We start from the raw sequence: 23,465 nt of genomic DNA, 5'->3' as shown, positions 1-23,465 counted from the left end.
GGTCCGCGTAGCGAAAAGTGGAATCCGGTTTCGGAAAAGATCATGTCAAACAAGAAGATAGAGCCCCATCCCTATTCCATCGGGATGGAATAGGCTCTAGGCCATAGCGTCCGCGCCAAGCTCCAGAATCTCCAGATCGGAAGGCGGGATGGCCGGGCCGGTCAGGCCACGTCGCGTCAGCCTGATCCGCCAATTGTCCTTATCGCCATCGATCTCCAACAGATTATATTGCGCCGCCGGACGCCTGCCGCCTGGCGCCTGCCCTGCGGCGGCGACGCCGACGACTGGAATTTTGGCGCCGCGCCCATTGACGGAGAACAGCGTCGGCTCGTGCGAATGGCCGTGCAGCACAAGCTCGGCCCCGTGCCGCTGAAGGACCTTGTGAAAGCGGGCAATGCCGAACAGCCGCTTGGGCTGCGAAACGGCGCCGCGCACTGGCGGATGGTGGATCATGATCACCCGGAACAGTCCGCGCTTGGCCGTAGCATCGAGCACTTCGCGCAATCTTTCCGCCTGGTCTTCCAGAAAGAAGCCGTTGGCCATGAACGGAGCCGTGGCCCGCGCGGTCGTCACACCGATCAGCGCGACGTTGCGACGCACGCGCAGATACGGAAAAGCGTCGCGGTCGATTGGCGTATTGACGCCGTCGCCGGTCATCCATGGCGTCCACGACCGGCAGGCCTTGTCGAAGGCGCCAGGCACATAGGCGTCGTGGTTTCCTGGAACGACCGACACATCATCGGGAGAACCCAGCGTCTCCAGCCAGTGCTTGCCCATTTCGATCTCGCCGTCGAGCGCCAGATTGACCAGATCGCCGGTGACAGCAAGGTGATCCGGTGCGCTCGCCTTGATATCGGCGAGGATCGTGTCGATGACGGCATCGCGCATGTGGCGGCGGCGGTTGCGCTGCCAATTGACGTAACCGACCACGCGCTTGGAGGCGAGATCGCGATAGGTTACACCGGGAAGCGGTCCCAGATGGATATCGGAAATATGCGCGAGCCTGAACATCCTCTCTTCATAAGCGACGCGCGCGCTGCTTTCCACCCTCGGTTTCTTGGGTGATGACGCAGCCCGATCTGGAGCAAGTTTTTCGCCAGGCCGGCTGGCCGGGTCTCAGGGCAAGGCTGTTTCATCTGTATTTCGTGCTGCGGCGGCCGATGACGCTCGGGGTACGCGGCTTGATCCACGACCGCTCGTCCAATTCCGTCTTCCTCATTCGCCACACCTATGTACCGGGCTGGCAGCTTCCCGGCGGTGGCGTCGAGTTGGGCGAGACGATGATCGAAGCGCTGGCACGCGAGCTCTCCGAGGAGGGCAATATCGCATTGACCGCGCCGCCGGTGCTGAAATCGATGCATTTCAACCGTCGGGCCAGCCGCCGCGACCATGTCGGCCTCTACTTGGTCGAGCAGTTCAATCAGACGGCGCCGAAGCTGCCGGACCACGAGATCGCCGCAGCCGGTTTTTTTCCGCTCGACCGCCTGCCGGAAGCAACGACGCCGGCCACACTGCGACGGATTGCCGAGATTTTTGGCGGCGCAGCGGCGTCGCCCTACTGGTAGGTCACGCCGCCTTCCTGAACCGTTTGCGATCATGCGGCGCCGCGTAGTCCAGTTCCGGTCCGACCGGCACGATGTGCGTCGGGTTGATCGTTTCGTGGCTGCCATAATAGTGCGCCTTGATGTGGTGCAGGCTCACCGTGCCTGCGACGCCCGGAACCTGATAGAGGTCGCGCAGATAGTTCGACAGGTTCGGATAGTCGGCGATGCGGCGCAGGTTGCACTTGAAATGGCCGACATAGACCGGATCGAAGCGGATCAGTGTCGTGAACAGCCGCCAATCGGCCTCGGTGATGCGGTCACCCACGAGATAACGCTGGCGAGATAGACGATCCTCGAGTTGATCGAGCGCCGAGAACAGTTCGCCAAACGCTTTTTCATAGGCCGTTTGCGTAGTGGCGAAGCCGGCGCGATAGACGCCGTTGTTGACTGAGGGATAGACCAGCGCATTGACCGCGTCGATTTCGCCGCGCAGTGCTTTCGGATAGAAATCGAGGCTGGCATCGCCCCATTTGTCGAAGACTGAATTGAGCATCCGGATGATCTCGGAGGACTCATTGGAGACGATTGTTTGTTCTCGCCTGTCCCACAGAACCGGGACGGTCACGCGGCCGGAATAGGCGTGATCGGCCTTGGTGTAGATCTGATGCAGGAAATCGAAACCGTAGAGCGTGTCGCCGGTGGCGCCATCCTCGGCCAGGAAGGTCCAGCCGTTGGCGCCCATGAAATGATGGACGACCGAGACGGAAATCACGTCCTCGAGTTTCTTCAGTGCTCGAAAGATCAGTGTCCGGTGCGCCCAGGGACAGGCAAGCGAGACATAGAGATGGTAGCGGCCCGGCTCGGCCTTGAAGCCGCGCTTGCGGCCTGCGGCCGGCGTACCGTCAACCGTGACCCAGTCGCGCCATTGCGACTGCGCCCGCACGAACTCGCCGTCGCTGCCCTTGGTGTCGTACCCGCTGTCCTGCCATTTGCCGCCGACCAGCAATCCCATGCGATGTCCTTTCGTCTTCGTAGGGATGTAGGCACAAACCGAAGATGCGGAAATCGCCAGGCGTTGAACAGTTCGTCAATCGCCAGGGCGGCAACCGAAGGGCGGCAAGCAAACGGCCGATTGCAGTGGCTGAAGATTGGTGCTAGCGGAAAATCCGCATGTTCGACTTCGCTTTGATCCGGTTCGACCGACGACGAAAGGGCGCCCGCGCTTGATGAAGCGCTGACTGGCGAACGCTGCCGTTTGCAGCAAACCTTTTCCCGTATACCGGAACGCAAAGACCATGAGCCTTGCCGACGTGAAATACCTGCCGGAAAATCCGGCGCATGACCCCGAAATCGAAGCCATAAACGATGAAGCCTTCGGGCCGGGCCGTTTCGTGCTGGGCGCCTACAAGATCCGTGAGGGCGGCCCGCACGAACGCGCCCTGTCCTTCGTGGCCGTCGATGGCGATATCGTTGTCGCCTCGGTGCGCATGACGCGCATCGCGGCCGGCGCCGGTCGCGCGCTGATGCTCGGACCGCTTGCCGTGCGGCCGGCCTTCAAGAATCTCGGTATCGGCCGCCGGCTGGTGGCAATCGCGCTGGAGGCCGCCGCCAAGGCCGGCACGCCGGCCGTGATGCTTGTCGGCGACGAGCCCTATTACGGCCCGCTCGGCTTCAAGAGAATCCCGCGTGGGCAAATCTCCATGCCGCGCCCGGTCGATCTCGACCGGCTTTTGTCGCACGAGATCGTGCCGGGCGCGGTGGCAAGGCTGGTGGGGGAGGTTTGCCACGCCGATCAGGCAAGGATTGCCGCGAACGTCGCCGCGATGGCGTGACGGTCCGGATGCTGTTGCGCCGTCCTGTCGGGCTTCGTAGCATGTGGCCGATGGTGCATGTCGCCCAAAAGAGCGCAGCGGTTTTTGGGGTAACGACATGCATAAAAACAGAGATTTGAAGCGCGTCGATTGAATCCGTTTCAACGCGACGCGCTTTAGATAACGCGCGCTTTAGGTGGAGGACGCCGACATGAACCCGAACGGCCAGATTGCGATCGTCACCGGCGGCGGCTCCGGCCTCGGCGAAGCGACGGCACGTGCACTGGCCGCGAAGGGCGCGGACGTTGCCATCCTCGACCTCGGCATCGAGCGTGCGGCGAAAATTGCGGCCGATATCGGCGGCATCGCCATCCAATGCGACGTAAGCAGCGCCGACGGCGGTGCTGCTTCAGTGGCGGAAGTGGTAAAAAAGTTCGGCGAACCCCGTATCCTGGTCAATTGCGCCGGCATCGCCATCGGCATGAAGACGATCGGCAAGGACGGCCCGCACCCGCTCGATCAGTACCGCAAAGTGATCGAGGTCAATTTGATCGGCACCTTCAACATGATCCGCCTCGTCGCCGACCGGGCCGCGAAGCTTGAGCCGCTGGAGGGCGGCGAGCGCGGCGTCATCGTCAACACGGCATCGGTCTCAGCCTATGACGGTCAAATCGGCCAGGCGGCCTACTCAGCCTCCAAGGGCGGCGTCGTCGGCATGACGCTGCCGGTGGCGCGCGACCTTGCCCGGTCGGGCATTCGCGTCTGCACCATCGCGCCCGGCATCTTTAAGACGCCGATGATGGCCGGCATGCCGCAAGAGGTGCAGGATTCGCTTGGCGCTGCGGTACCCTTCCCGTCCCGTCTAGGCGAGCCTTCCGAATATGCAGCGCTTGTGCTGCACATCGTCGAAAACCAGATGCTCAACGGCGAGACCATCCGCCTCGATGGCGCCATCCGCATGGCGCCGAAGTAGCCGACCATGAATGCCGAAGTCGCCCCGCAGGCGAAGACCGGCCCGCTCGCCGGCCTGACGGTGATCGAGATGGCCGGGATTGGACCGGTGCCGCTAGCCGGCCTGATGCTGTCGGAGATGGGAGCCGAGGTGCTGCGCATCGAGCGGGCTGGGTCGACCCGGCCGTTTCTGACGCTACCGGATGAATACGACATCGACCGTCACGGCCGCTCCATCCTGCGGATTGACCTGAAGCGCTGGGAAGGCGCCGAACTGGTGCTGCGCCTTGTCGAAAAGGCCGACATGCTGATCGAAGGGTTTCGTCCCGATGTCATGGAGCGGCTTGGTCTAGGGCCGGACGCGGTACTGGCACGCAACTCGGCGCTGATCTACGGCCGCACGACCGGATTCGGCCAGGACGGACCGCTATCGGATCGTGCCGGCCACGACATCACCTACCTCGCCTATTCGGGTGTGCTGCATGCCATCGGCCAGGAAGGAGGCCGGCCAGTCCCACCGCTCAACCTCGTCGCCGACTATGGCGGCGGCGCCGTGATGCTGGTTGCCGGCGCACTGGCCGCCCTGTTTGAGCGTTCGCGCTCCGGCAGGGGCCAGGTGATCGACGCCGCGATGACCGAGGGCGCTTCGATGCTGACGACACCTGTGCACGCCTTGATGGCAGCGGGCCTGTGGCGTGACATGCGCGGCGCGAACCTGCTCGATTCCGGCGCACCCTTCTACGATACCTATGAGACGGCGGACGCACGCCACGTCGCCGTCGGCTGCCTTGAACCCCGGTTCTTCGCCGAATTCGCAAGACTGCTGCCGCTCGACGAACGTTTTGTACGCGGCCAATACGACAGGACATTGTGGGCGCAGATGCGCGCCGCCATTGTCGATCGAGTCGGGCAGAAGACACGGGACGACTGGGACCGTCTCTTTGCTGCGACCGATGCTTGTGTTGCACCGGTTCTGTCGCTGCGGGAAGCCAGGGATCATCCCCACAATCGTGCTCGCAACGCCTTTGTGACGTCGGGTGCGCTTGAGCGCCCCGCCCCGGCGCCGCGTTTTTCGCGCTCCCGGCCGACGCTTGCCGCTATGCCGGCCGATCACGATCGTCAGGCGGCGACCGTGCTGGCACGCTTCGGCCTTCCCGAAATCGAAACTGAGGCCCTTGTCAAATCCGGTGTGATAGGTTGATAACCAGAGAATAACAATCAGCTTAAGACGGTGTGGATTTTGGCCGACCGAAAGAAGGACGTGATCCGCGAGACCGATGCCGAAGCGATCAGGCTGGCAAAGACGCTGATCCGCAGTGCCCGTTTCGGAGCGCTGGCGGTGATCGAACCCGGGACCGGTTCGCCGCTGGCCAGCAGGGTTGGCGTCGCCACCGATCTCGACGGCGCGCCGCTGATCCTTGTATCGATGCTGTCCGCCCATACCGGCGCGATCCTTGCCGATCCTCGCTGTTCGCTGCTTGTCGGCGAGCCCGGCAAGGGCGACCCGCTGGCGCACCCGCGGTTGACGCTCGTCTGTCGGGCAGCGCGGCTTGCGCGCGGATCCGGCGAGCACGCCCGCGCCGACCGGCGCTATCTCAACCGCAACCCCAAGGCGAAGCTCTATGCCGGTCTTGGCGACTTCTCGATCTTCCGCCTCGAGCCGGAGCGCGCCAGTCTCAACGGCGGCTTTGGCAAGGCCTACTTGCTCGAACGCGCCGATCTGGTCACGACCGCACCGATCGTCGAAGAGCTTGCCGCTGGTGAACAATCTGCCCTCGACCACATGAATGCGAACCATAGCGACGCAATTGCCGTCTACGCGCGCCACTTCGCCAAGGCGGTGGGCGACGGCTGGGTCGTCACCGGCTTCGACGCCGACGGCATGGACCTGGCGCTGGGCGACGATGTCTGCCGGGTGTTCTTTCCCGAGCCATTGAGGACGGCGCGTGAGCTCAGGCATGTTCTGGTCGACATGGCAAAAACCGGCCGAGTGGCGGATTAAACACAGTCCGACAGTTAATCGCGTCGGATCGAAAGCAAGTCTTGAGGTTTGAGCGAGATGTTCTACGCTTTCCCCGTAGCGTTGAATCGCCAGCGCACATTCGCGAGTGAGCCTATGGAATCAGACGCTATTGCCCCCATAGCGCCGGATGAGCAGGAAGGCATGGGGGATCGATGGTCTCGAAAAAGCTAATCGCCAATGCCGAATCAGCGGCTGCGTTTCTGACGCTGATGGGCAACGAGAAACGGCTGTTGATCATGAACTATCTGGCCGACGGTGAAATGTCGGTCGGTGCTATCGCCGAGAAGGTTCTGCTCAGCCAATCCGCCCTGTCACAGCATCTGGCCAAACTGCGGGCGCTCGATCTCGTCGAGACCCGTCGCGACCGGCAAATGATCTACTATTCCTGTAAATCCGATGCCGTGCGCGAACTTCTCAGCACGCTGGACGGGATTTTCGGCGAGGGTGAGCTATCGCAGATGGCATACCGCCCGCGTCGCTCCGGGACGTAACCGGCCAATGCATGTCGCCCAAAAGCCTGCCCTTGGGCTTGACCGAGGGTGCGAAGCGGTTTTGGGATAACGACATCCATAAATGCAAGAACTGGCCCGGGCACCCTTACCTCGCTAACGATTCTAGAGCGACTTGCGTCGAGTTGGACGCAGAAAGTACGCTCTAACACTTTGGATCCACGCGTCGTGCTGTCGGAAAGCCCACCACGATCGGGCCGATGCGAGTCAGCTGAGGCAAGCATGCGCCCCATTCGTATCGACGACCCGCAAGACCCGCGCGTCGCCGCTTATCTCGACATCCGCGAGCGCGATCTTGCCGGCCGGCAGGGCCGTTTCGTCGCTGAAGGAAAGGTGGTGCTCGAAATGCTGCTCGGGGCCAAACGCTTTGCGGCCGAATCGGTGCTGGTCCTCGAAAATCGGCTGGCAGGTCTCGACGGAACCCTGCGCAAAGCACCCGTGGACCTTCCGGTCTACGTGGCGGCCAGCGAGGTCATGGACAGGATTGCCGGCTTTCACATGCATCGCGGCATATTGGCGATTGGCCGCAAAGGCGCGGCGCAGCCTGCAGAGGCCTTGCTGGATACCCTGCCCGCCCGGGCGTTGATCGTCGTGCTGGTCGGCATCGCCAACCATGACAATATGGGCTCGATCTTTCGCAACGCCGCCGCCTTCCGCGCCGATGCCGTGTTTCTAGACTCGACCTGCTGCGATCCTCTGTACCGCAAGGCGATCCGCGTTTCGGTCGGCGCCGCGCTGAAAGTTCCCTTCGCCTCCTTCACTGAGACCATCGGCTTCACCACAGCGCTCGACCGGCTGGGCTTCGGCCAGTTCGCTTTGTCGCCGCGCGGGCGAACCGGCATCCGCGATACGAAAAGGACTGAACGGCTGGCGCTCTATCTCGGCACCGAAGGCGAAGGCCTGCCCGAAAGCCTGCTCGCCCGCCTGCGGACGGTGCGGATCGATATGGCAGAAGGCTTCGACAGCCTGAATGTCGCCGCCGCGTCAGCCATCGCCTTACATCATTTTTCGGCAAGCAGGACCTGAGCCGCAGAAGACAGCATCACTGCCTGGGTTCAATGCGTCGATTCGGCCTTCTGCAGCGCCCGCACGCGATCGGCAAGGCTGCGTTCGCCGCTTCCCGGTTGGTCGGGTGCCGCAAGAACCTTTGCGATCGGCGACTCCGGCCCGTCGAGCTTCGCCGTCAGGGCGACGACTTGCGCCGCCAGGTCACTCATCTGCTCACGCAATGCAGCGCTGGCGCGGCGCGCATCGTCGCCGTCTTCGGATTTGGATGCCCCGAAGGCGGCAAGCTCCGTTTTCAGTTTCTTGTTCTCGCGGGCCAGTTCCGTCAGCCTCGCCTCCAACCGCTCTCGGTCGCTGTCGAGCTTGGCGATGGTTTTTTGGATGTCGTCGTCGCCCTTGACGGCCGCATCGCCCTGACTACCTTGCACGCCGACGAGACGCACCGCCGAGGCGTTTTCCACGCTTTCGCTTTTCGACTTTTGGCGAAGCCGCGCGATTTCCTTTTCGCGGCGGTCAAGCTTGTCTTCGCGATCGGCAAGCGTGGCGAGCAGGCGCTCGACCTTCTTGTCCAGTTCGCCGGTCCTTTTCTTCTCGGCCTTCAACGCGTCTCGTGCGGCCTTGTTCTCGGCCGCGCTCTCCTGTTGGCGCCTATCCGCCTCCTTGCGCTGGCCACGCAGCACCGAAATGTCGTCGGCCAGCTTTTGCAGTTCGGACTCGCGCGCCACAAGTTCGATCTGACGGCTGCTGGAAGAAAAGCTGGCGTCGTCATACATATGCTCCAGTTTTTTCAGCTCGAGCACACGTTTTTCCAGGGCATGTTCGGTTTGAGCAAGCCGATCCGACAAAAGCTGCAGCTGGTCTTCGCGCTGTCGAAGGTCTTCGCCCTTGGCCTCGAGTTCGGAAAGGGCCTGTTTCTTGTCCTTCCGCTCGAGCGCCAGCTCCTTCAGGGCCTCGCGGCCGCGGCTGATCTCGACAAGCTGTTCGGCCGCTTTCTCGCGCAACGACTTGACGCTCATTTCGAGCCGGCGCGTGGACATGGCGAACTCGGCGCGGATGCGATCCTTCTCCGCCTGAATCTCGGCCAGCGTCAGCGGCATCGAGCCCTCGACGCGTTTGCGCGTCAGCATCACGGCCCGCCGCCAGATGGCCGGGGCAATCATCAGCGCCACAAAGCCGGCGCAGAGAAAGCCGAGGACAAAGAACAGGACCGACTGAACCAAGGTGACTATCCGTTATGGACCGTTAGGGACTGTGCCACGTTCGCATGACGGAATTCCAGTGCTGCGGCAAGGATTTGCCGCAGCAATGTTCAAGTCGTCGACCCTGGAACCAATCGGGATGACGAGGCAACCGCCTGCTCAGAACGGATTCCAGGTGGCACGCTGGGTAAGCTTGAGATAACCGAGATTGACGCCAAGCCGGGCGCCTACGCCGGTACGGATCGGCACCAGCAGCACATTGTTGTTCTTCATCACGTTGAAGCCGACGCCAGCCACGAGATAGGCGGAGCCGGCAACGCCGCCGAAACGATTGTAGAGACTGTTCACATCGTCGAGATTGTAGACCAGCATCATCACCCGCGAGCCCTCGCCGCCAAAATCCCAGCCGAGCGACGGGCCCTGCCAGAACACTTTGTGATCGCCGGCATTCTTGGTGTAGAGCGTGCCTTCGCCATAGGTCAGGCCACCGATCAGCGCGCCCGAGCCCTCCTCGCCAAGCAAATAGCCATTAGGCAGGCCGTAGGAGGCGAAAATCTTCTCGACGACGGTGGCGAGACCGCCCGACGTCGCGCCGAAGAATTTATGACCGGAATCGACGATCTCCTGAGCGGTGTATTCCTGGGCCCGCGAAGGCGAGGTTGAAAAGACGACGACAAGGCCCATGAGAGCGATCGCCATTGAGATGACACGGAAAGAACTCCGGTCGTAGTATCGGGAAAACATGCTTCCAATCTCCGTCAGGGAGCACTTTCGCCGACGCCTCGCATCCGTGCGGCTCTTTGGCGGCCGTTAAGGATGACTGTTATGGGCAAACTATGCCGTAATCCTTTTTCAACCATTAAGCTTTCACATGAAGATGGCGGTTAGAAGGCTGGTTTCGAGGTGGTTTCGCGTCGCCCCGCAGTATCCGCACCCTGCGTGAACACACCATTTTCGATAACGGCAATTCCGGATTTGTTGCTGCACGCTCAGCCGCTGTGTATTCAGTAGGCCTTGGGAGAGAGCGTGATTCGTGTGGACAGGCGTGATCATCGATCGCCCGGCCATTTTTAGTGAAATTTTGCAGGGACTTTCGCCAATGGCCGAGCTTTTCACCCTTTCCGCACCCGATCTCGCGGCGCTTTTGTGCAGCCGGGTCTGCCACGACATCATTTCGCCGGTCGGCGCCATAAACAACGGGCTTGAGCTGCTCGACGAAGGCGGCGCCGACGAAGATGCCATGAAATTGATTCGCCAGAGCGCCAAAAACGCTTCGGCCCGCCTGCAATTCGCCCGCATCGCCTTCGGCGCAGCCGGTTCTGCCGGCATGATGATCGACACGGGGGACGCCGAGGCCGTTGCGATCGCCTTTTTGAAGAACGAAAAGCCGGAACTGGTCTGGAACGGAACCCGTGCGCTGCTGCCCAAGAACAAGGTAAAGCTGCTACTCAACCTCATTCTCGTCGCCAACGCCGCCATTCCGCGTGGCGGTAAGCTTACGGTTACGCTTGAAAGCCTCGACACAGAACCACGCTTTGCGCTCGCCGCGAGCGGTCCGATGCTGCGCGTGCCGCCCAAATTTCTGGAACTCCATTCCGGCAACAAGCCTGAGGAACCGATCGACGCGCATTCGGTGCAGCCCTACTACACGCTGCTTCTGGCGCGCGAGGCGAACATGACGATATCGATACACGCAACCGCAGAAGAAATCGTGCTATCGGCCGCTTAAAGTTACTAAGGTGAGTGACAAGAACAGATAAGTATTTTTAGACAATGTTTACTACGCCTTCACGGTCGAATGAAATGAACCTTCCAGGCTAGTTCGACCGACGCATCGTCAAGAAGTTTCCGTAAAAGCTGCTCTTGCAAAAATTTTATCTATCGGCTTTTCAGCTTCTTTACCGGATTGATCCTACCGTGCCTTTCAGTACCGCGACGCTGCCGGATTGCCGCATGGAACAGAGGGCCCGGAAATGAAACGCTGCATGTTCATCGATGATTCGAGCGTCATCAGGAAGGTCGCAAAGCGCATCCTGGGTGGTTCCGACATGCTGGTCATCGAAGCTGCGCGCGGTTTTGACGCGGTCGAGATGTGCACTGCTGACATGCCGGATATCATCGTTGTCGACGGCGCCTTGCCGGACATGCAGGCGGAGGACGTCATCCGCCGCGTACGCGCCATGGAGGGTCCGATACGGCCCCAGATCCTCATTTCGCTGGTTGAGGTCGACGTCGCTTCGATCATGCGGGCAAAGCGCGCCGGCGCTCAAGGCTATCTGCTGAAGCCGTTCAATCGGCCGCAACTTCTCGAGTGCTTCCGCACCCTGAGAATTGCAGCCTGATTCGCCACCCCTGGCGCATGGCCCTGAAAATCGGCGCTCTAATGTCTGCGCTATAACGCAAAAGTCCGGCCGAAGCCGGATTTTGTCGGAAAATCAATCGGATCGGCGTCGTCAGCTCAGGCGCTGACGCGGATATCTTCCGGCTCGCGCAGCACATAGCCGCGACCCCAAACCGTCTCGATGTAGTTCTGGCCGCCGGAAGCGGCGTCGAGCTTCTTGCGCAGCTTGCAGATGAAGACGTCGATGATCTTCAGTTCCGGTTCGTCCATGCCGCCGTAAAGGTGGTTGAGGAACATTTCCTTCGTGAGCGTAGTGCCCTTGCGCAGCGAGAGCAGCTCCAGCATCTGGTATTCCTTGCCGGTCAGATGCACGCGCTGGCCACCGACCTCAACGGTCTTGGCGTCGAGATTGACCACCAGGTCGCCGGTGGTGATGACCGACTGGGCATGGCCCTTGGAACGCCGCACGATAGCGTGGATGCGGGCGACCAGTTCGTCCTTGTGGAACGGCTTGGTCATATAGTCGTCCGCGCCGAAGCCGAGGCCACGTACCTTGTCCTCGATGCCGGCCATGCCGGAGAGGATAAGGATCGGGGTCTTCACCTTGGAAAGGCGAAGTGTTCTCAAGACCTCGTAACCCGACATGTCGGGCAGATTGAGATCGAGAAGGATGATGTCGTAGTCGTAGAGCTTGCCTAGATCGACACCTTCTTCGCCAAGATCGGTCGTATAGACGTTGAAACTTTCCGATTTCAACATCAGCTCGATGCTTTGTGCGGTCGCACTGTCATCTTCTATCAGCAGAACACGCATTTCATTCCCCTTTTCTGCTGCCGGACCATTTCACGACCCGTCCAGGACCGGAGCAGTGATTGCCTGAGCAGAGGCTGCCATCGAATGGTTAACAAAACCTAATTCCGTGCCGCTGACGGTATCAGATTTTTTAACCCCTTTCTACACCTTGTTGAATCTAATAGTGAATCACAGAACGAAAACGCTAATGCAAAACATTAATGACTCCGACTAAGTGACTCCAGAGACTCGCTGGCCGTGCTTCCGCATCGAGAGCCGGAATTTTTACCCGGCCTTAAGTCCTGAGCCGTATGATTAACAATGCCCGTAAACGAATGGTTACCGCCGGCAAAAAACTTTAGGAATTTGTTTCCCATAGTTCCGGTAAAGTCGGTGGAGACGGGTGAAGCCTGAGTTTGCCAGGTGGATTGGACGATATGTGCAGGTGTGCGTTTCCAGGAGTACCGAATCATGAAGTCACGTGAAAACCTCGTTCGGCTGAAGCAGTTTCAGGTGAACGAGAAGCGGCGGCAATTGCTGCAACTCGACATGATGATCGCCGAATTCGAGCGCATGGCTGTCGAACTGGAGCTTCAGATCACGGCCGAAGAAAAGAAAGCCGGCATTACCGACATCAACCATTTTGCCTATCCGACCTTCGCCAAGGCAGCGCGCCTGCGCCGCGACAATCTCAGAAATTCGCAAAGCGATCTCGCCCAGCAGCGAAGCGTTGCCGAATCACTGCTCGGCGAAGCCGAAGCGGAGCTTTCCAAAGCGGAAATGCTCGAATCACGCGACACCAAGATTCGCGACGCCGAGACCGGCGGCCGCAGCGCCATGATCGGCTGAAAACAAGGCTTTAAGGCCAGTCAACACCCAGCGATCAGGGCGTTGCTCATCTGGAACGTCGCCGCCCATTGGTCGAGCAGCCGCCAGTTTAAGGCCTATGCTACCAAATCCCCTTCATATTCCGCGACCGGCCGCATCCGGGCATCCCTAATGTCGGGCGTATGCGGTTCCGACCAGGACCTTCTGATTGAGTAGCCCATCGGGTTCTGGCCGAGTTCGGCGCGTCGAGCGGATGTCCAGCGGGCCCGACCGCGCAGGCCTTGTGGAACTTGGCTAGGTCGATGCGAAAGAGCTTGCCGCCTAATGTGGCAAAGACCCGCTCGAAGATGCGGGCGCTATCCAAGCCTTTCCCGCCGCCAAGCCGATCGGCAACACGGTGCTGACGGTCTGAAGCAGAGAGAACCGTTGCGGCAAAGCGAAAAGGGCGCGGATTGTCGCGCCTTTTTGAGTTCCTTGAACCAGCCCTAATGCCGATATTGCTGGATGCGCGTCGTGCGCAGCCCGGCAAGGCCATATTCGTCTATCGACGCTTGCCAGGACAGGAATTCCTCGGTGGTCAGCTTATAACGCTGGCATGCCTCTTCGAGGCTCAGAAGCCCGCCGCGCACCGCCGCCACAACTTCGGCCTTGCGCCGGATAACCCAGCGACGTGTGTTCGTCGGCGGCAGATCGGCAATCGTAAGGGGGCTGCCGTCAGGCCCGATAACATATTTGACGCGCGGTCTAACAAGATCGGTCATCGTACTCTCTACTAAAAACTCAAAGACCCAATCCCCACCACATTACCGCCACAGCTTTAAAAATTGCCTAAGCGAACCCTAATAGCTAGGTAAGGATCATGAACGGCGCGTTAGTCTTTTCGTCGGCATTTGAGGCATCTGCCCGCAAGCGCCGTATCCATTCGAAAAATCCGCCGGCTCGCGAAGCTGGCGCACCCGGAAAGCTTGACCTATATTCCGGCCATTGGCATTCAAGCGCCGTCATCCAAGGCGCCGTGCAGAACGAAAGAACCATGAACAGCCTCGACCTTCCCGGACGCCCCGAAGATACCCGCATCGTTGTTGCCATGTCGGGCGGCGTCGATTCGTCGGTCGTTGCCGGCCTTTTGAAGCATGAAGGCTATGACGTCGTCGGCGTCACGCTGCAGCTCTACGACCACGGCGCGGCAACGCACCGGGCCGGCTCATGCTGCGCCGGCCAGGATATCGACGATGCCCGCCGCGTTTCCGAGACGCTCGGCATTCCGCACTATGTGCTCAATTACGAGGAGCGCTTCCGCAAGGCGGTGATCGACCCCTTCGCCGAGAGTTATGTCGCCGGCGAAACGCCGATCCCTTGCGTTTCCTGCAACCAAACGGTGAAATTCGCCGACCTTCTGGCGACCGCCAAGGAGCTCGGTGCCGACGCGCTGGCCACCGGCCATTACATCCGCTCCAGCGCCAACGGCGCCCATCGCGCACTGTACCGGCCGGTCGACGCGGACCGCGACCAGAGCTATTTCCTGTTCGCCACCACGCAGGCGCAGATCGACTATCTGCGTTTTCCGCTCGGCGGCCTGTCGAAGCCGCAGGTTCGCGCCATCGCCGAGGAAATGGGGCTGACGGTCGCCGCCAAGCAGGATAGCCAGGACATCTGCTTCGTCCCGCAGGGCAAATATTCCGACATCATCGCCAAGCTGAAGCCGGCTGCTGCCAATCCGGGCGACATCGTCCATATCGACGGCCGCGTGCTCGGCCGCCATGAAGGCATTTTGCGCTACACGATCGGTCAGCGCCGCGGCATCGGCATCGCCTCGGGCGAGCCGCTCTACGTCGTCCATCTCGACGCCGATCGGGCCCGCGTCGTCGTTGGCCCGCGCGAAGCGCTGGAGACGCATAAGATCTATTTGCGCGACATGAACTGGCTGGGCGACGCTGCACTGTCAGATATCCCGGCGGCCGGGCTGGAGCTTTTCGCCAAGGTCCGCTCGACACGCCCGCCGCGCCCGGCCGTGCTGCATCACAACGCCGGGATCACTTCGGTTGAACTGGTCGACGGCGAGTCCGGCATCGCGCCCGGCCAGGCCTGCGTGCTCTATTCCGACGACGGCAACGAAGCCCGCGTGTTCGGCGGCGGCTTCATCGAGCGTTCCGAGCGTGGCCCCGAGGCCGAGGCGATGCTGACGCGGCTGGCAGCCCGCCCGGCGCAGATTCCCGCCGAATAGACGATGATCCCGATTTTATCGGGATGGATCAGGCTCTGATACAGCCGCATTTTTCTCTCAGGAAGACGAACCGGTGTGGATAACCGTGCCAGCGGTCAGGATACGCAGCACCCTGATGGCTTCCTCGCCGCTGGTACGCGGTTCTGCCCGCGTCTCGATGCACTGGAGGAAATGCTCGAGCTCTCGCGTCAGCGGCATGCCCTCGCCCACCGCCACATAGGACGGCTCGTTGGTGGTGAAGGCCCATTGGCCGCTGTCTTGCCACACCGCGTGGCGGTAAACGGCGAGCTTGCGCTCCCACGGCTCGACATCGTCGAACACCGCCATCGCCTTGGTGCCGACCACGGTCAGCCGCCGTTCGCGGTAAGGGTTGAGCCGCGACGCGAAGAGATGGCTGCGCAGACCATTGGGAAAGCGCATGTGCAAATGCGCGAAATCGCTGAGATTGTCGAGGAGCGCTGCCCCCTCGCCACGCACCTCGATCGGTTCCGTGCCGGTGATGGCCAGGATCATCGACAGATCGTGCGGCGCAAGGTCCCACAGCGCATCGTTTTCGGTATGGAACTTGCCGAGCCCGAGGCGGTGCGAATGGATATAGCGGACCTCGCCGAGCTCGCCATTGTCGATCAGCGCCTTCAACGTCTCGAAGGCTGGATGAAAGCGCAGCACATGGCCGACCATGAAGACGCGGCCATTGTCGGCCGCCGCCTTCACGGAGCGCTCGGCATCCGCCACCGTCAGCGCGATTGGCTTTTCCACCAGCACGTCCTTGCCGCCCTGGACGGCGCGCACCGCCATATCGGCGTGGAACTGCGGCGGCAGCGCCATGACGATGGCATCGACGTCGCTGCGGACAAAGAGCGCCTCCGGCTCGATCGCCAGGCAATCCTGCTCACTGGCGAAGCCTTCGGCGCGGGCAGGATTGACGTCCGAGACCGCGTGTAGCGCGCCGAGCGCCTTGAGGGTGCGGATGTGGTTGCTGCCCCAGTATCCGCAACCGAGGACTGCAATGCGCGGTTTCATCAATTCCAACTCTAGAATTTCGTGGCCGAGACATAGCGGCGCGCCCCGCCGAACTCAACCCCGGCATTTCTGCGCCCAATTATCTGCCCGGCAAAGCTTTTCGCCATTAGAGCGACCTGCGTCCGCTCGAACGCGTAAGGTACACGTCTCAAGACGGTGAACCTTCGCATCGTTACGGAAGATCGATTCCGATTTCGGAAAAGCACGATGCGACACAAGTGGCGGCATGCCGGCTGCATCGATGCTTGACAGGCTTGGCGTCCCAACCTTATATCCGCCCGACCTTGGCGAACGCTTCGACATGCCTTCTGATTTAAGGCGGATTTCGGACCTTTCGCCGCCCTGGCGGGGTAGCTCAGTTGGTTAGAGCACGGGAATCATAATCCTGGGGTCGGGGGTTCAAGTCCCTCTCCCGCTACCAAAATTCACCAAATTAAATCAGTCACTTAGGTGCACTAGAATGCATCCAGGGGGCTGATTTCATGTCGCGCCATGTTGCAAGCCAGTTCCGTTGATTTCCAACAGTTCCCGGAAGTTGTCGGCTAGTCCACGCGACATGAACGCGACATGACTACATGAAAAAGCCCGCCACCGTGAGGCAGCGGGCTAGCAAGTGGAAATGCTTTTCCGATTGATCAGTGCCGCCCAGCGGGGGCATCGAGAAATTCAAGGAATGCGTTTGCTACTTCAGTGGCGCTCGCGTCGGTGCGGATTGTGTCACAGCCCCGAACAATCGCCGCTGCGATTTTCAACATGTCCGATCGACTGCCGACAAGTTTGGCCACCAGCGAGTTCTCCGGAGATTTGTCGTGGATTGACCGGCCAGACACTACGAGCAGCAGGCGCATATTGTCGCCAATAGCCTGTAGCGGGCGTGCGCTGGTGACAAAAGTGTCGACAAGAGCCAGTGGCTCGACGGTGGGAATCTCCACGCCAGGGAACGGTGCGGTGCTCATATTTCCCGTGCCCTCTTCCAGTCCATGTGATTTTGCTGACACTGGGTTCTGACAAAATTCCTGATCGTTTGGAAATCTTCGCCTCGGGCGCACATCTCTTTGACAGCGGCGATGATCGCTAGAATTTCTATCCTCAATCGGTGCGCCTCTTCCGGCGGCTACACCTCGACAATCAGCCGCCGCTGTTCGGCAACCGCCACGTTGAGCGCTCGCGTCGAAGCCAACGATCCTGACGTTTTCTCAGCCTGCCTCAGATCGGGCAAGCGAGCGCTGAGCCGGACGAATTGCTCGACCAAACCAGCCCTTGCGTCGGCATCAATCCCACGGTCGATCAGCGTTTTGACCGTGCTCCGTTGAAGTGGACCCCCAGAGACCTAATGAGAGATGCCGTTAAGGCAAGTATGATCGGTAGGACGATGAAAAAGAGGATTGCGAGAACGTAGATTACGGCCTTGTTGTCGGTGATCGGCTCAACCAACCAGTGGTCATCTCCATAGCGGTTGCGCTTAAGCCAACCGCGCTCCCATCTGTCACGGGCCTTCTTGCTTCGATATGGATTTGCCGCAACAGGTTGGCCCGCGTGTCTCGCCCGATAGCCAGCCTCGTATTCCGCCGAAAAGTTGTGTCGACTGGTATTGAGCATCGCGATGCTCACCTTATGGGTGCTGGTCTCCTCATCGTAGGAATATACGCCGTAGCCTGTCACTGGAGACAGAGACTCGTGTGCGGCGAGGGGCTTGGAGCGGCCCGCGCGCCTGTCTTGGAACTGCTTCAGCTGCCGTGCGATTTCAGCATCCGCCGCATCGCCGTGAATTTCACGCTGCTTCGCTATCCAATCAGTCCCGAATAGTTCGCCTGCAATCTGGATATTCGATTTAGTTTCCCCTTGCGGCATCGATTCCCCCCGGTTTATGGACCCGAGAGGACCCCATTTTTTTCCGATTTTGAGCTTATTCGGCTAGGGACTTCCCGGCTAGGCCTTTGATTTATTTGGTCGGAGTGGCCGGATTCGAACCGACGACCCCTTGCCCCCAGCAAGGGCTTCGCCGACATCAACCTGCGCCGCCGAATGCTGATGCGGTTCAAGACCCACCACGAAGCCGGGCGGAAGTGCGTCCTGCTCCACGTCGGCGACCACGATCCCGCTGGCCTGCTGATCTCCGATGTCATCAAGTCGAACCTGATGGACTGCGCCAACGTCAAGGGCGTCGACTTCGATCCGTCGCCGATCCGCGTCGAGCGCATCGGTCTGACACGCGAGCAGATCGGCGACCTCGGCCTGCCTTGGATCGAGAACTTGGAGACCGGCAGCGGCAAGGACCTCGGCGATCCGGGTCACCCCGATCGCCGCAAGCCCTACGTCCAGAACTACATCGCCAGTCAAGGTCGGCGAAAGGTTGAGGCCGATGCGCTGGTTCGCGATCTGCGTGGTTCGCGTGCGTTGGTCGAGGCGGCGATCAACCGCTACATCCCGGCAAGCTGGCCCGCTGAGCACGAAGCGCGGCTGGCTCGGCATCGACAGGCTGCCCGCGATGCGTTCGCGGCGCTGATCGCGGTCAGGTCATGACTCAGGCAATCTCGATCTCGTCGGCAGGACCTTCGCCACCGTTGCCGAATCCGGCGTTAACATTGCCGCTATTGCACGCCGTTGTCAGCGCGCGACGCTGCCGCTGCCTCCGACGCTGCCGCTGCCGTCAATGCTGCCGCTGCCACCGATGCTGCCGGTGGCGCTGCCGCCGATGCTGCCGCTGCCGCCGATGCTGCCGGTGCCGCCGATGCTGCCGGTGCCGCTGCCGTCAATGCTGCCGCTGCCGCTGATGCTGCCGGTGCCGCTGATGCTGCCGGTGCCGCTGCCGTCAATGCTGCCGCTGCCGCTGATGCTGCCGGTGCCGCTGCCGTCAATGCTGCCGCTGCCGCTGATGCTGCCGGTGCCGCTGCCGTCAATGCTGCCGCTGCCGTCAATGCTGCCGCTGCCGTCAATGCTGCCGCTGCCGCCGATGCTGCCGGTGCCGCTGCCGTCAATGCTGCCGCTGCCACCGATGCTGCCGGTGCCGCTGCCGTCAATGCTGCCGCTGCCGCTGATGCTGCCGGTGCCGCCGACGCTGCCGGTGCCGTGGTCGCCGACGCTGCCGGTGCCGTGGTCGCCGACGCTGCCGCTGCCGGCGATGGTGTCCCTACTAGCTGTGCCTGTCGGATGGCCCTCGCCATTGGTGAGCGGCGGGCACAAGCGACATTGCTTCCCCGCCGAGATCTGGCGCTCAATCGCCTGCGCAAATGCTGGAACGGTCGCCGTTGAGCCGAAAAATGCACTTGAAATCAGCACCATACCGGTGCCGGCGAGGAGATGATGGATGGTTTTCATTGTGTTGCTCCCTAAGACTTTCACCTTGGGTTAACAATTGAAACTCAGATTTTGTTAAATCGGTTCCCTGCCATGTCGTTCTTAGGCGGGCCGTGGCCGGAAACTGGCCGTTTGGCAAGCGCCTGGGTTTGAATTTTGAAACGCAGGCGAGCCGCTGGACGCGATCTCGCCCTTGGCTGGTCTTATGGACCGGGATGCGGCTCCCGCGCGTCCTGACGCGCCGTAGGACTCGCCAATCGCCCATCCTGCGCCAGTCTGGTCAGCCGCGCATCGTCTTCGATCCACTCGGCTTGCGTTTCCTACGGCTTCGAGCCAGGAACCCCAGCCATGGCCCAATGCATCCAAAACGAGTCGATTTCGTCTCGCGGCAGGGCTTCCGCCCGAGCGAATGCGGCCTTTGCCAACATGCAGAACAGTCAGCCAAGAACAACGACTTGCAACCGCTTCGGCAACACCGTGAATTGCACGACTTTTTGATGGGACACTAGCCGGCGACACTCTTTATGTCACATGGCCCGCCAGTCCGCTTTGACGACGCGGCGGGTATAGGCTCGCTCGACGCCGACGACCGCTTCGTCCTTCGTGGGCACCTTCCCGTTCGCGCCACCTTCATAACATGTCCAGAACCATGTCCCGGCTTCTTTGCCGTGGAGCGTCTTCAGGATGCGGCCGACTGTATCCTGCATGAAACTAGCCGCGAAGTCATATGGCGGTGCTTTCCCGCCGATGACGGTCCTGCTCCATTCCAACCGGACGCGGGCGCCTCGGTCCACCAAGAACTGGAACGCGTCCTCCTTCTTTTCGAAGGTCCGCACGACCGTGCTGCCATCCACGACTTGCCAGCCGCGCTGATAGGCGAAACGGACCTTGAGGCGCTCGCTCATCCACGGAACCGCTCGGTGGTCCAATGGATTTTGCCGTCCGGACCCTTCATCGGCTTGTGGATCATCAATCGCTTGGGAAGGTGCTCGGGATGCACTTCGAGCAGCGTGATCTTGATCTCGGGTTTGCACCGGCTGCAGTCGAATTTAAGCTTCAGCGGGTCGATGCCGCCGCCATAGACCATCATGAGATCGGCGGAGCGGCAGTAGCGCACGTTGCCGCAGCTGCATTCCGCCTTGACGAGCATGTTGTGCCGGGTCGCCTTTCCCAGGGTGTCGATCGGATCGTGCGCCATGAGAACGAATAAGGAACATTTTCCTTGATCGTCAAGACGCCCTGTGGAATCTTTCCATCAAAGTGAAACCTGCGGAGCATGCGCTTTGAGCGATGAAATTCGCCTGCCGAGGCCAGAGGTGACCGCGCCAGGCATTCAGCACCACAAGTGCGAGCATCCCGGCTGTGGCAAGAATGCGGGCTGGGGCTTCGCCAAGCCAAGGCAGACTCCGCACTGGTCCTGTTTCGAGCACCGCGCCGAAGGCGAGCGATACCTCTGAGGATGCCCGGATGATCAGACCGCCAAGACGACAGGGCGAATACGCCGATCGCGAGATCGATTGCCAGGGCTCCTGAAGTGAGGCTTGCGAAACACCGCTGAGAGGATCAATCCGTCGAGATCGTACACTGAACTACTTGACCCGTTGCTTTGTCACGAACCCTTTTTGAAAACACGCGATGAAGGCCGATTGCGCGTGATTTAGCTTCACTGCTCGCAACGTAATCGGGAGTGCCGACATGCATTACCCAGCGAATGTCTCTGGGGGCGGCAGGTTTCCACGTAACTTTTGATCCATAGGCCGCTTTGCCCGGAGCTGTGCTATCGAACCGGCAGTCGATCGCTACGGGCATCATGCCTTTCTTAAACATTGCTTCGGTAACCCCGTCAAAATCTCCCTTCCTAAGCCATCCATGCGCACCGCTAGTTGAGCCTGTAGTTCACCCTGCCAGAGATATGCTCGACATCAAAAGCCCGATGGCCAATGCGCCGCCTACGGATGACCGCCGATTGCCTTCCTGATTCTGTTTCATACCGCCCCCCTGAGATTGAAAGTAGTTCGGGCTAGATAGGACGTCGGCGGGAAACAACGCAAGGCCCACTTTTAGTGTTCCCCTCTCGAAAATCTTGTGGCGAAGCACGCGGCAGGTCTCCTTGCCGTGCAGGTGCATCACACGGCCGATCATCCCCGGCTTGACCCCTGTGTCGCTGGCTCTTCATCCCCCTCGGTAGTGCCGCTGGCCAAGGCAATCATCGAGACGGTGGGAACGGCTAAGCCGTTGCCCCGACGGACGCGGGGCCGGCGAGTAAGGCCTATTTTTCGCCCGCCCTTCGGTGTGGCGGTATCGCACCTTGGTGATTTAGTCTCTGCGGTGCAGCTACTCTCGGTACATATTGAACGCCCTCGGGAACCCCGTGCGTCTCCTGTAAAAGCAGCCAGAGGTGCATGCCTTCGTTTAAAAGGTCCTCGAATCGCTCAAAGCAGCGCAGGATCTCTGCGCTCCGGTAGAAGTAGTTGCCCCCCATTGGCCAGCCTTCTTCCAGATCGAACTTCCGCTTCTTCGTAGAGTAGTAAGACGGCGTCAGATAATAGCCTAGCTCGACGGTATCAGGTTGTGGCCTCGAAACCATAGCATGTACGATCTTATTGCGCTCGAAGCTGGCCTGCGCAAAAGCGCGCACAAGAGCATCGGCTCGGGCCTGTTGCTCCAAATTTTCGATGCTCTCCGGCCGGCGCAAAAAGAATTCATCGGATGCGACCTGCACCAATGCGAGCCGGCCAGCAAAACCGGTTGGTTCTCCATAGACCTGTGATGCTGCGAAAGAAGGCGTCTCGCAGAAAAATTGGAACAGCCGACATAGCACCACTTCGTTGTGTTCCCACTGCGTGGTTGCTTTTCCGATTGCGGCGTAAATCGGTTCCGGGCTTGTCTCCCCGAGGTAAGCTGCAGACGGCCGCGCGCGCGCAGGTGGTGTCCACTCTGAGATCGCCATGCCTGCCCCTGCCTCCACCAAATAAGATGAGAGTAGATCAGGTTAGATGGGGGGCGGCAAGAATGACTGGCGGTCCGTCACTCCTCCTCCCCGAAACCCAGCAACGACGCATGGCGTATATGGCTGTGGTCGCCGCGCAGATGCTTGATCCGCAGCTTCGGCCCCGGCTGGACCCATTGCGTGGCCGGTCGCTTCATGCCCTTTGGCGGTGGCCCGGCGCGTTCCCTAACACGGCTCCACAGCCGGTCCTTCAGCGAAGACGTTCATTACGCAGCGCGCCAAGTTTGTCCCTGTTTTGGTATGCCAGATGCCCAGCATCGCCAATGCGAGATTAGCCATAATTGTTTTCCCTGTGTCGCTGCAGGAGAATCTTTCTTATCTGGAAAAAGTTCGTCGCTATCAGAGGGCTAAACAAAGTCGCTGGGCGATAAGCGCGCTCGCTGATCTGCACAAGTTCCCTGGAACCTCGCGGGCACGGGCCCGTTTTTGCTCCATACCGACGGGAAGGAGCAAATCATGACAAACCAGGACCCCGACATTCGCGAGACCCACGATCTTATCGCCAGCGACATGGTCGTCGGCACCAACGTCTATGACATCCAGGGAAATCACATCGGGCAGGTCGAAAGGCTGATCCTCGAGAAGAGGGGCGGCAGGGTATCCTATGCCGTTCTCAGCTTTGGTGGTTTTCTTGGAATTGGCGACGACTACTATCCGCTGCCGTGGCAGAAGCTCGACTATGACGAGAGCCTTGCAGGCTTCCGCATTGACATCACGAAGGAGCAAGTCGAAGGCGCTCCGCGCTATGGTCGCGACCAGGATTTCGACTGGAATGCCGAGAGTGGCCGCCGCGTTTACGACTACTATGGAATCCGGCCGTATTGGATATAGGCCACGCTGTAGCAGGCCGATGGACTAGCGGACTGGCTGATCAGCTCGACTCCATGGGCCGGCGCACGATTATAGGG

Annotated in this window: 26 protein-coding genes and 1 tRNA gene; 14 read left to right on the top strand and 13 right to left on the bottom strand. The window is 60.6% G+C overall.

What is annotated here, in order from left to right:
• Positions 1 to 96: 96 nt before the first annotated feature.
• Positions 97 to 1,011: a metallophosphoesterase gene (locus tag EN807_RS10685; protein ID WP_135935834.1), complete on the bottom strand. Its 915-nt coding sequence runs from the start codon at positions 1,009 to 1,011 to the stop codon at positions 97 to 99.
• Positions 1,012 to 1,064: 53 nt separating this feature from the next.
• Between EN807_RS10685 and EN807_RS10680 the strand changes: the two genes are divergently transcribed.
• Positions 1,065 to 1,565 carry an NUDIX domain-containing protein gene (locus EN807_RS10680; protein ID WP_135934887.1) on the top strand — a complete coding sequence of 167 codons (501 nt, stop codon included), beginning with the start codon at positions 1,065 to 1,067 and terminating at the stop codon, positions 1,563 to 1,565.
• Between the two features lies 1 nt (position 1,566).
• Here the strand turns inward: EN807_RS10680 and EN807_RS10675 are convergent, their stop codons facing one another.
• Positions 1,567 to 2,556: a glutathione S-transferase family protein gene (locus tag EN807_RS10675; RefSeq protein WP_135934886.1), complete on the bottom strand. Its 990-nt coding sequence runs from the start codon at positions 2,554 to 2,556 to the stop codon at positions 1,567 to 1,569.
• Positions 2,557 to 2,839: 283 nt separating this feature from the next.
• On the opposite strand from EN807_RS10675, the gene EN807_RS10670 reads away from it, so the two are divergent.
• The 6 genes from EN807_RS10670 (at position 2,840) to EN807_RS10645 (ending at position 7,864) form a co-directional block, all read left to right on the top strand.
• The gene (locus EN807_RS10670) at positions 2,840 to 3,376 is read left to right on the top strand and encodes an N-acetyltransferase (RefSeq protein ID WP_127316792.1); all 537 of its coding nucleotides are present in this window, start codon (positions 2,840 to 2,842) and stop codon (positions 3,374 to 3,376) included.
• Positions 3,377 to 3,566: 190 nt separating this feature from the next.
• Positions 3,567 to 4,328 (top strand): 3-hydroxyacyl-CoA dehydrogenase, encoded by a 762-nt coding sequence (locus EN807_RS10665; RefSeq protein WP_135934885.1) that lies wholly within the window; start codon positions 3,567 to 3,569, stop codon positions 4,326 to 4,328.
• A 6-nt stretch (positions 4,329 to 4,334) separates the two neighbouring features.
• On the top strand, positions 4,335 to 5,507 hold the full coding sequence (locus tag EN807_RS10660) for a CaiB/BaiF CoA-transferase family protein (RefSeq protein WP_135934884.1): 1,173 nt from the start codon (positions 4,335 to 4,337) through the stop codon (positions 5,505 to 5,507).
• Positions 5,508 to 5,546: 39 nt separating this feature from the next.
• Positions 5,547 to 6,308 (top strand): HugZ family protein, encoded by a 762-nt coding sequence (locus EN807_RS10655; protein ID WP_135934883.1) that lies wholly within the window; start codon positions 5,547 to 5,549, stop codon positions 6,306 to 6,308.
• 173 nt (positions 6,309 to 6,481) lie between these two features.
• Positions 6,482 to 6,820, top strand: coding sequence for a metalloregulator ArsR/SmtB family transcription factor (locus EN807_RS10650; RefSeq protein ID WP_127210857.1), 339 nt, complete (start codon positions 6,482 to 6,484; stop codon positions 6,818 to 6,820).
• A gap of 240 nt (positions 6,821 to 7,060) precedes the next feature.
• Positions 7,061 to 7,864, top strand: coding sequence for an RNA methyltransferase (locus EN807_RS10645; protein ID WP_135934882.1), 804 nt, complete (start codon positions 7,061 to 7,063; stop codon positions 7,862 to 7,864).
• Between the two features lie 29 nt (positions 7,865 to 7,893).
• On the opposite strand, the gene EN807_RS10640 is transcribed toward EN807_RS10645, so the two are convergent.
• Both EN807_RS10640 and EN807_RS10635 read right to left on the bottom strand, forming a co-directional pair.
• Positions 7,894 to 9,063 (bottom strand): hypothetical protein, encoded by a 1,170-nt coding sequence (locus EN807_RS10640; RefSeq protein ID WP_135934881.1) that lies wholly within the window; start codon positions 9,061 to 9,063, stop codon positions 7,894 to 7,896.
• A gap of 138 nt (positions 9,064 to 9,201) precedes the next feature.
• A complete protein-coding gene (locus tag EN807_RS10635; protein WP_051694969.1) occupies positions 9,202 to 9,741 on the bottom strand; it encodes an EipA family protein in 540 nt (179 codons plus the stop codon).
• Between the two features lie 400 nt (positions 9,742 to 10,141).
• Between EN807_RS10635 and EN807_RS10630 the strand changes: the two genes are divergently transcribed.
• Both EN807_RS10630 and EN807_RS10625 read left to right on the top strand, forming a co-directional pair.
• Positions 10,142 to 10,771 (top strand): histidine phosphotransferase family protein, encoded by a 630-nt coding sequence (locus EN807_RS10630; RefSeq protein ID WP_135934879.1) that lies wholly within the window; start codon positions 10,142 to 10,144, stop codon positions 10,769 to 10,771.
• 244 nt (positions 10,772 to 11,015) lie between these two features.
• Complete coding sequence (locus EN807_RS10625) at positions 11,016 to 11,384, top strand: response regulator (protein WP_135934878.1); 369 nt, start codon at positions 11,016 to 11,018, stop codon at positions 11,382 to 11,384.
• 116 nt (positions 11,385 to 11,500) lie between these two features.
• On the opposite strand, the gene ctrA is transcribed toward EN807_RS10625, so the two are convergent.
• Positions 11,501 to 12,196, bottom strand: coding sequence for a cell cycle two-component system response regulator CtrA (ctrA, locus tag EN807_RS10620; RefSeq protein ID WP_006203583.1), 696 nt, complete (start codon positions 12,194 to 12,196; stop codon positions 11,501 to 11,503).
• 450 nt (positions 12,197 to 12,646) lie between these two features.
• Between ctrA and EN807_RS10615 the strand changes: the two genes are divergently transcribed.
• Positions 12,647 to 13,024, top strand: a complete 378-nt coding sequence (locus EN807_RS10615) for a flagellar export protein FliJ (protein ID WP_029349790.1) — start codon at positions 12,647 to 12,649, stop codon at positions 13,022 to 13,024.
• A gap of 464 nt (positions 13,025 to 13,488) precedes the next feature.
• Here the strand turns inward: EN807_RS10615 and EN807_RS10610 are convergent, their stop codons facing one another.
• Positions 13,489 to 13,764, bottom strand: coding sequence for a DUF1153 domain-containing protein (locus tag EN807_RS10610; protein ID WP_006203587.1), 276 nt, complete (start codon positions 13,762 to 13,764; stop codon positions 13,489 to 13,491).
• 272 nt (positions 13,765 to 14,036) lie between these two features.
• Here EN807_RS10610 and mnmA point away from each other — a divergent pair, with 272 nt between their 5' ends.
• Complete coding sequence (mnmA, locus tag EN807_RS10605; protein WP_135934877.1) at positions 14,037 to 15,227, top strand: tRNA 2-thiouridine(34) synthase MnmA; 1,191 nt, start codon at positions 14,037 to 14,039, stop codon at positions 15,225 to 15,227.
• A gap of 57 nt (positions 15,228 to 15,284) precedes the next feature.
• On the opposite strand, the gene EN807_RS10600 is transcribed toward mnmA, so the two are convergent.
• On the bottom strand, positions 15,285 to 16,250 hold the full coding sequence (locus tag EN807_RS10600; protein WP_095519248.1) for a Gfo/Idh/MocA family oxidoreductase: 966 nt from the start codon (positions 16,248 to 16,250) through the stop codon (positions 15,285 to 15,287).
• A gap of 344 nt (positions 16,251 to 16,594) precedes the next feature.
• Between EN807_RS10600 and EN807_RS10595 the strand changes: the two genes are divergently transcribed.
• Positions 16,595 to 16,671 (top strand) — tRNA-Met (locus EN807_RS10595).
• Between the two features lie 214 nt (positions 16,672 to 16,885).
• Here the strand turns inward: EN807_RS10595 and EN807_RS10590 are convergent.
• Both EN807_RS10590 and EN807_RS10585 read right to left on the bottom strand, forming a co-directional pair.
• Positions 16,886 to 17,206 (bottom strand): hypothetical protein, encoded by a 321-nt coding sequence (locus EN807_RS10590; protein WP_135934876.1) that lies wholly within the window; start codon positions 17,204 to 17,206, stop codon positions 16,886 to 16,888.
• A 331-nt stretch (positions 17,207 to 17,537) separates the two neighbouring features.
• The gene (locus tag EN807_RS10585; protein ID WP_135934875.1) at positions 17,538 to 18,101 is read right to left on the bottom strand and encodes a hypothetical protein; all 564 of its coding nucleotides are present in this window, start codon (positions 18,099 to 18,101) and stop codon (positions 17,538 to 17,540) included.
• A gap of 180 nt (positions 18,102 to 18,281) precedes the next feature.
• On the opposite strand from EN807_RS10585, the gene EN807_RS10580 reads away from it, so the two are divergent.
• Positions 18,282 to 18,773: a hypothetical protein gene (locus tag EN807_RS10580; protein WP_135934874.1), complete on the top strand. Its 492-nt coding sequence runs from the start codon at positions 18,282 to 18,284 to the stop codon at positions 18,771 to 18,773.
• 84 nt (positions 18,774 to 18,857) lie between these two features.
• Here EN807_RS10580 and EN807_RS10575 read toward each other — a convergent pair whose 3' ends face one another.
• The 4 genes from EN807_RS10575 to EN807_RS10560 form a co-directional block, all read right to left on the bottom strand.
• Positions 18,858 to 19,532 (bottom strand): hypothetical protein, encoded by a 675-nt coding sequence (locus EN807_RS10575; RefSeq protein WP_135934873.1) that lies wholly within the window; start codon positions 19,530 to 19,532, stop codon positions 18,858 to 18,860.
• A gap of 542 nt (positions 19,533 to 20,074) precedes the next feature.
• On the bottom strand, positions 20,075 to 20,452 hold the full coding sequence (locus EN807_RS10570) for a hypothetical protein (RefSeq protein ID WP_135934872.1): 378 nt from the start codon (positions 20,450 to 20,452) through the stop codon (positions 20,075 to 20,077).
• Positions 20,449 to 20,697, bottom strand: a complete 249-nt coding sequence (locus EN807_RS10565; protein ID WP_246684055.1) for a hypothetical protein — start codon at positions 20,695 to 20,697, stop codon at positions 20,449 to 20,451. The genes EN807_RS10570 and EN807_RS10565 overlap by 4 nt, the downstream gene beginning before the upstream one ends.
• Positions 20,698 to 21,816: 1,119 nt before the next feature.
• Entirely contained in the window at positions 21,817 to 22,497 is a 681-nt protein-coding gene (locus EN807_RS10560) for a hypothetical protein (RefSeq protein ID WP_135934870.1), read from the bottom strand.
• Between the two features lie 516 nt (positions 22,498 to 23,013).
• Here EN807_RS10560 and EN807_RS10555 point away from each other — a divergent pair.
• On the top strand, positions 23,014 to 23,388 hold the full coding sequence (locus tag EN807_RS10555) for a PRC-barrel domain-containing protein (protein WP_135934869.1): 375 nt from the start codon (positions 23,014 to 23,016) through the stop codon (positions 23,386 to 23,388).
• Positions 23,389 to 23,465: the final 77 nt, after the last annotated feature.

Origin of the sequence: Mesorhizobium sp. M5C.F.Ca.ET.164.01.1.1 (genome assembly GCF_004792125.1) — a bacterium.
GTDB lineage: Bacteria > Pseudomonadota > Alphaproteobacteria > Rhizobiales > Rhizobiaceae > Mesorhizobium > Mesorhizobium wenxiniae.
The sequence above is the reverse complement of the archived record's forward strand: the minus strand, read 5'-3'. Positions and strand labels throughout refer to the sequence as shown.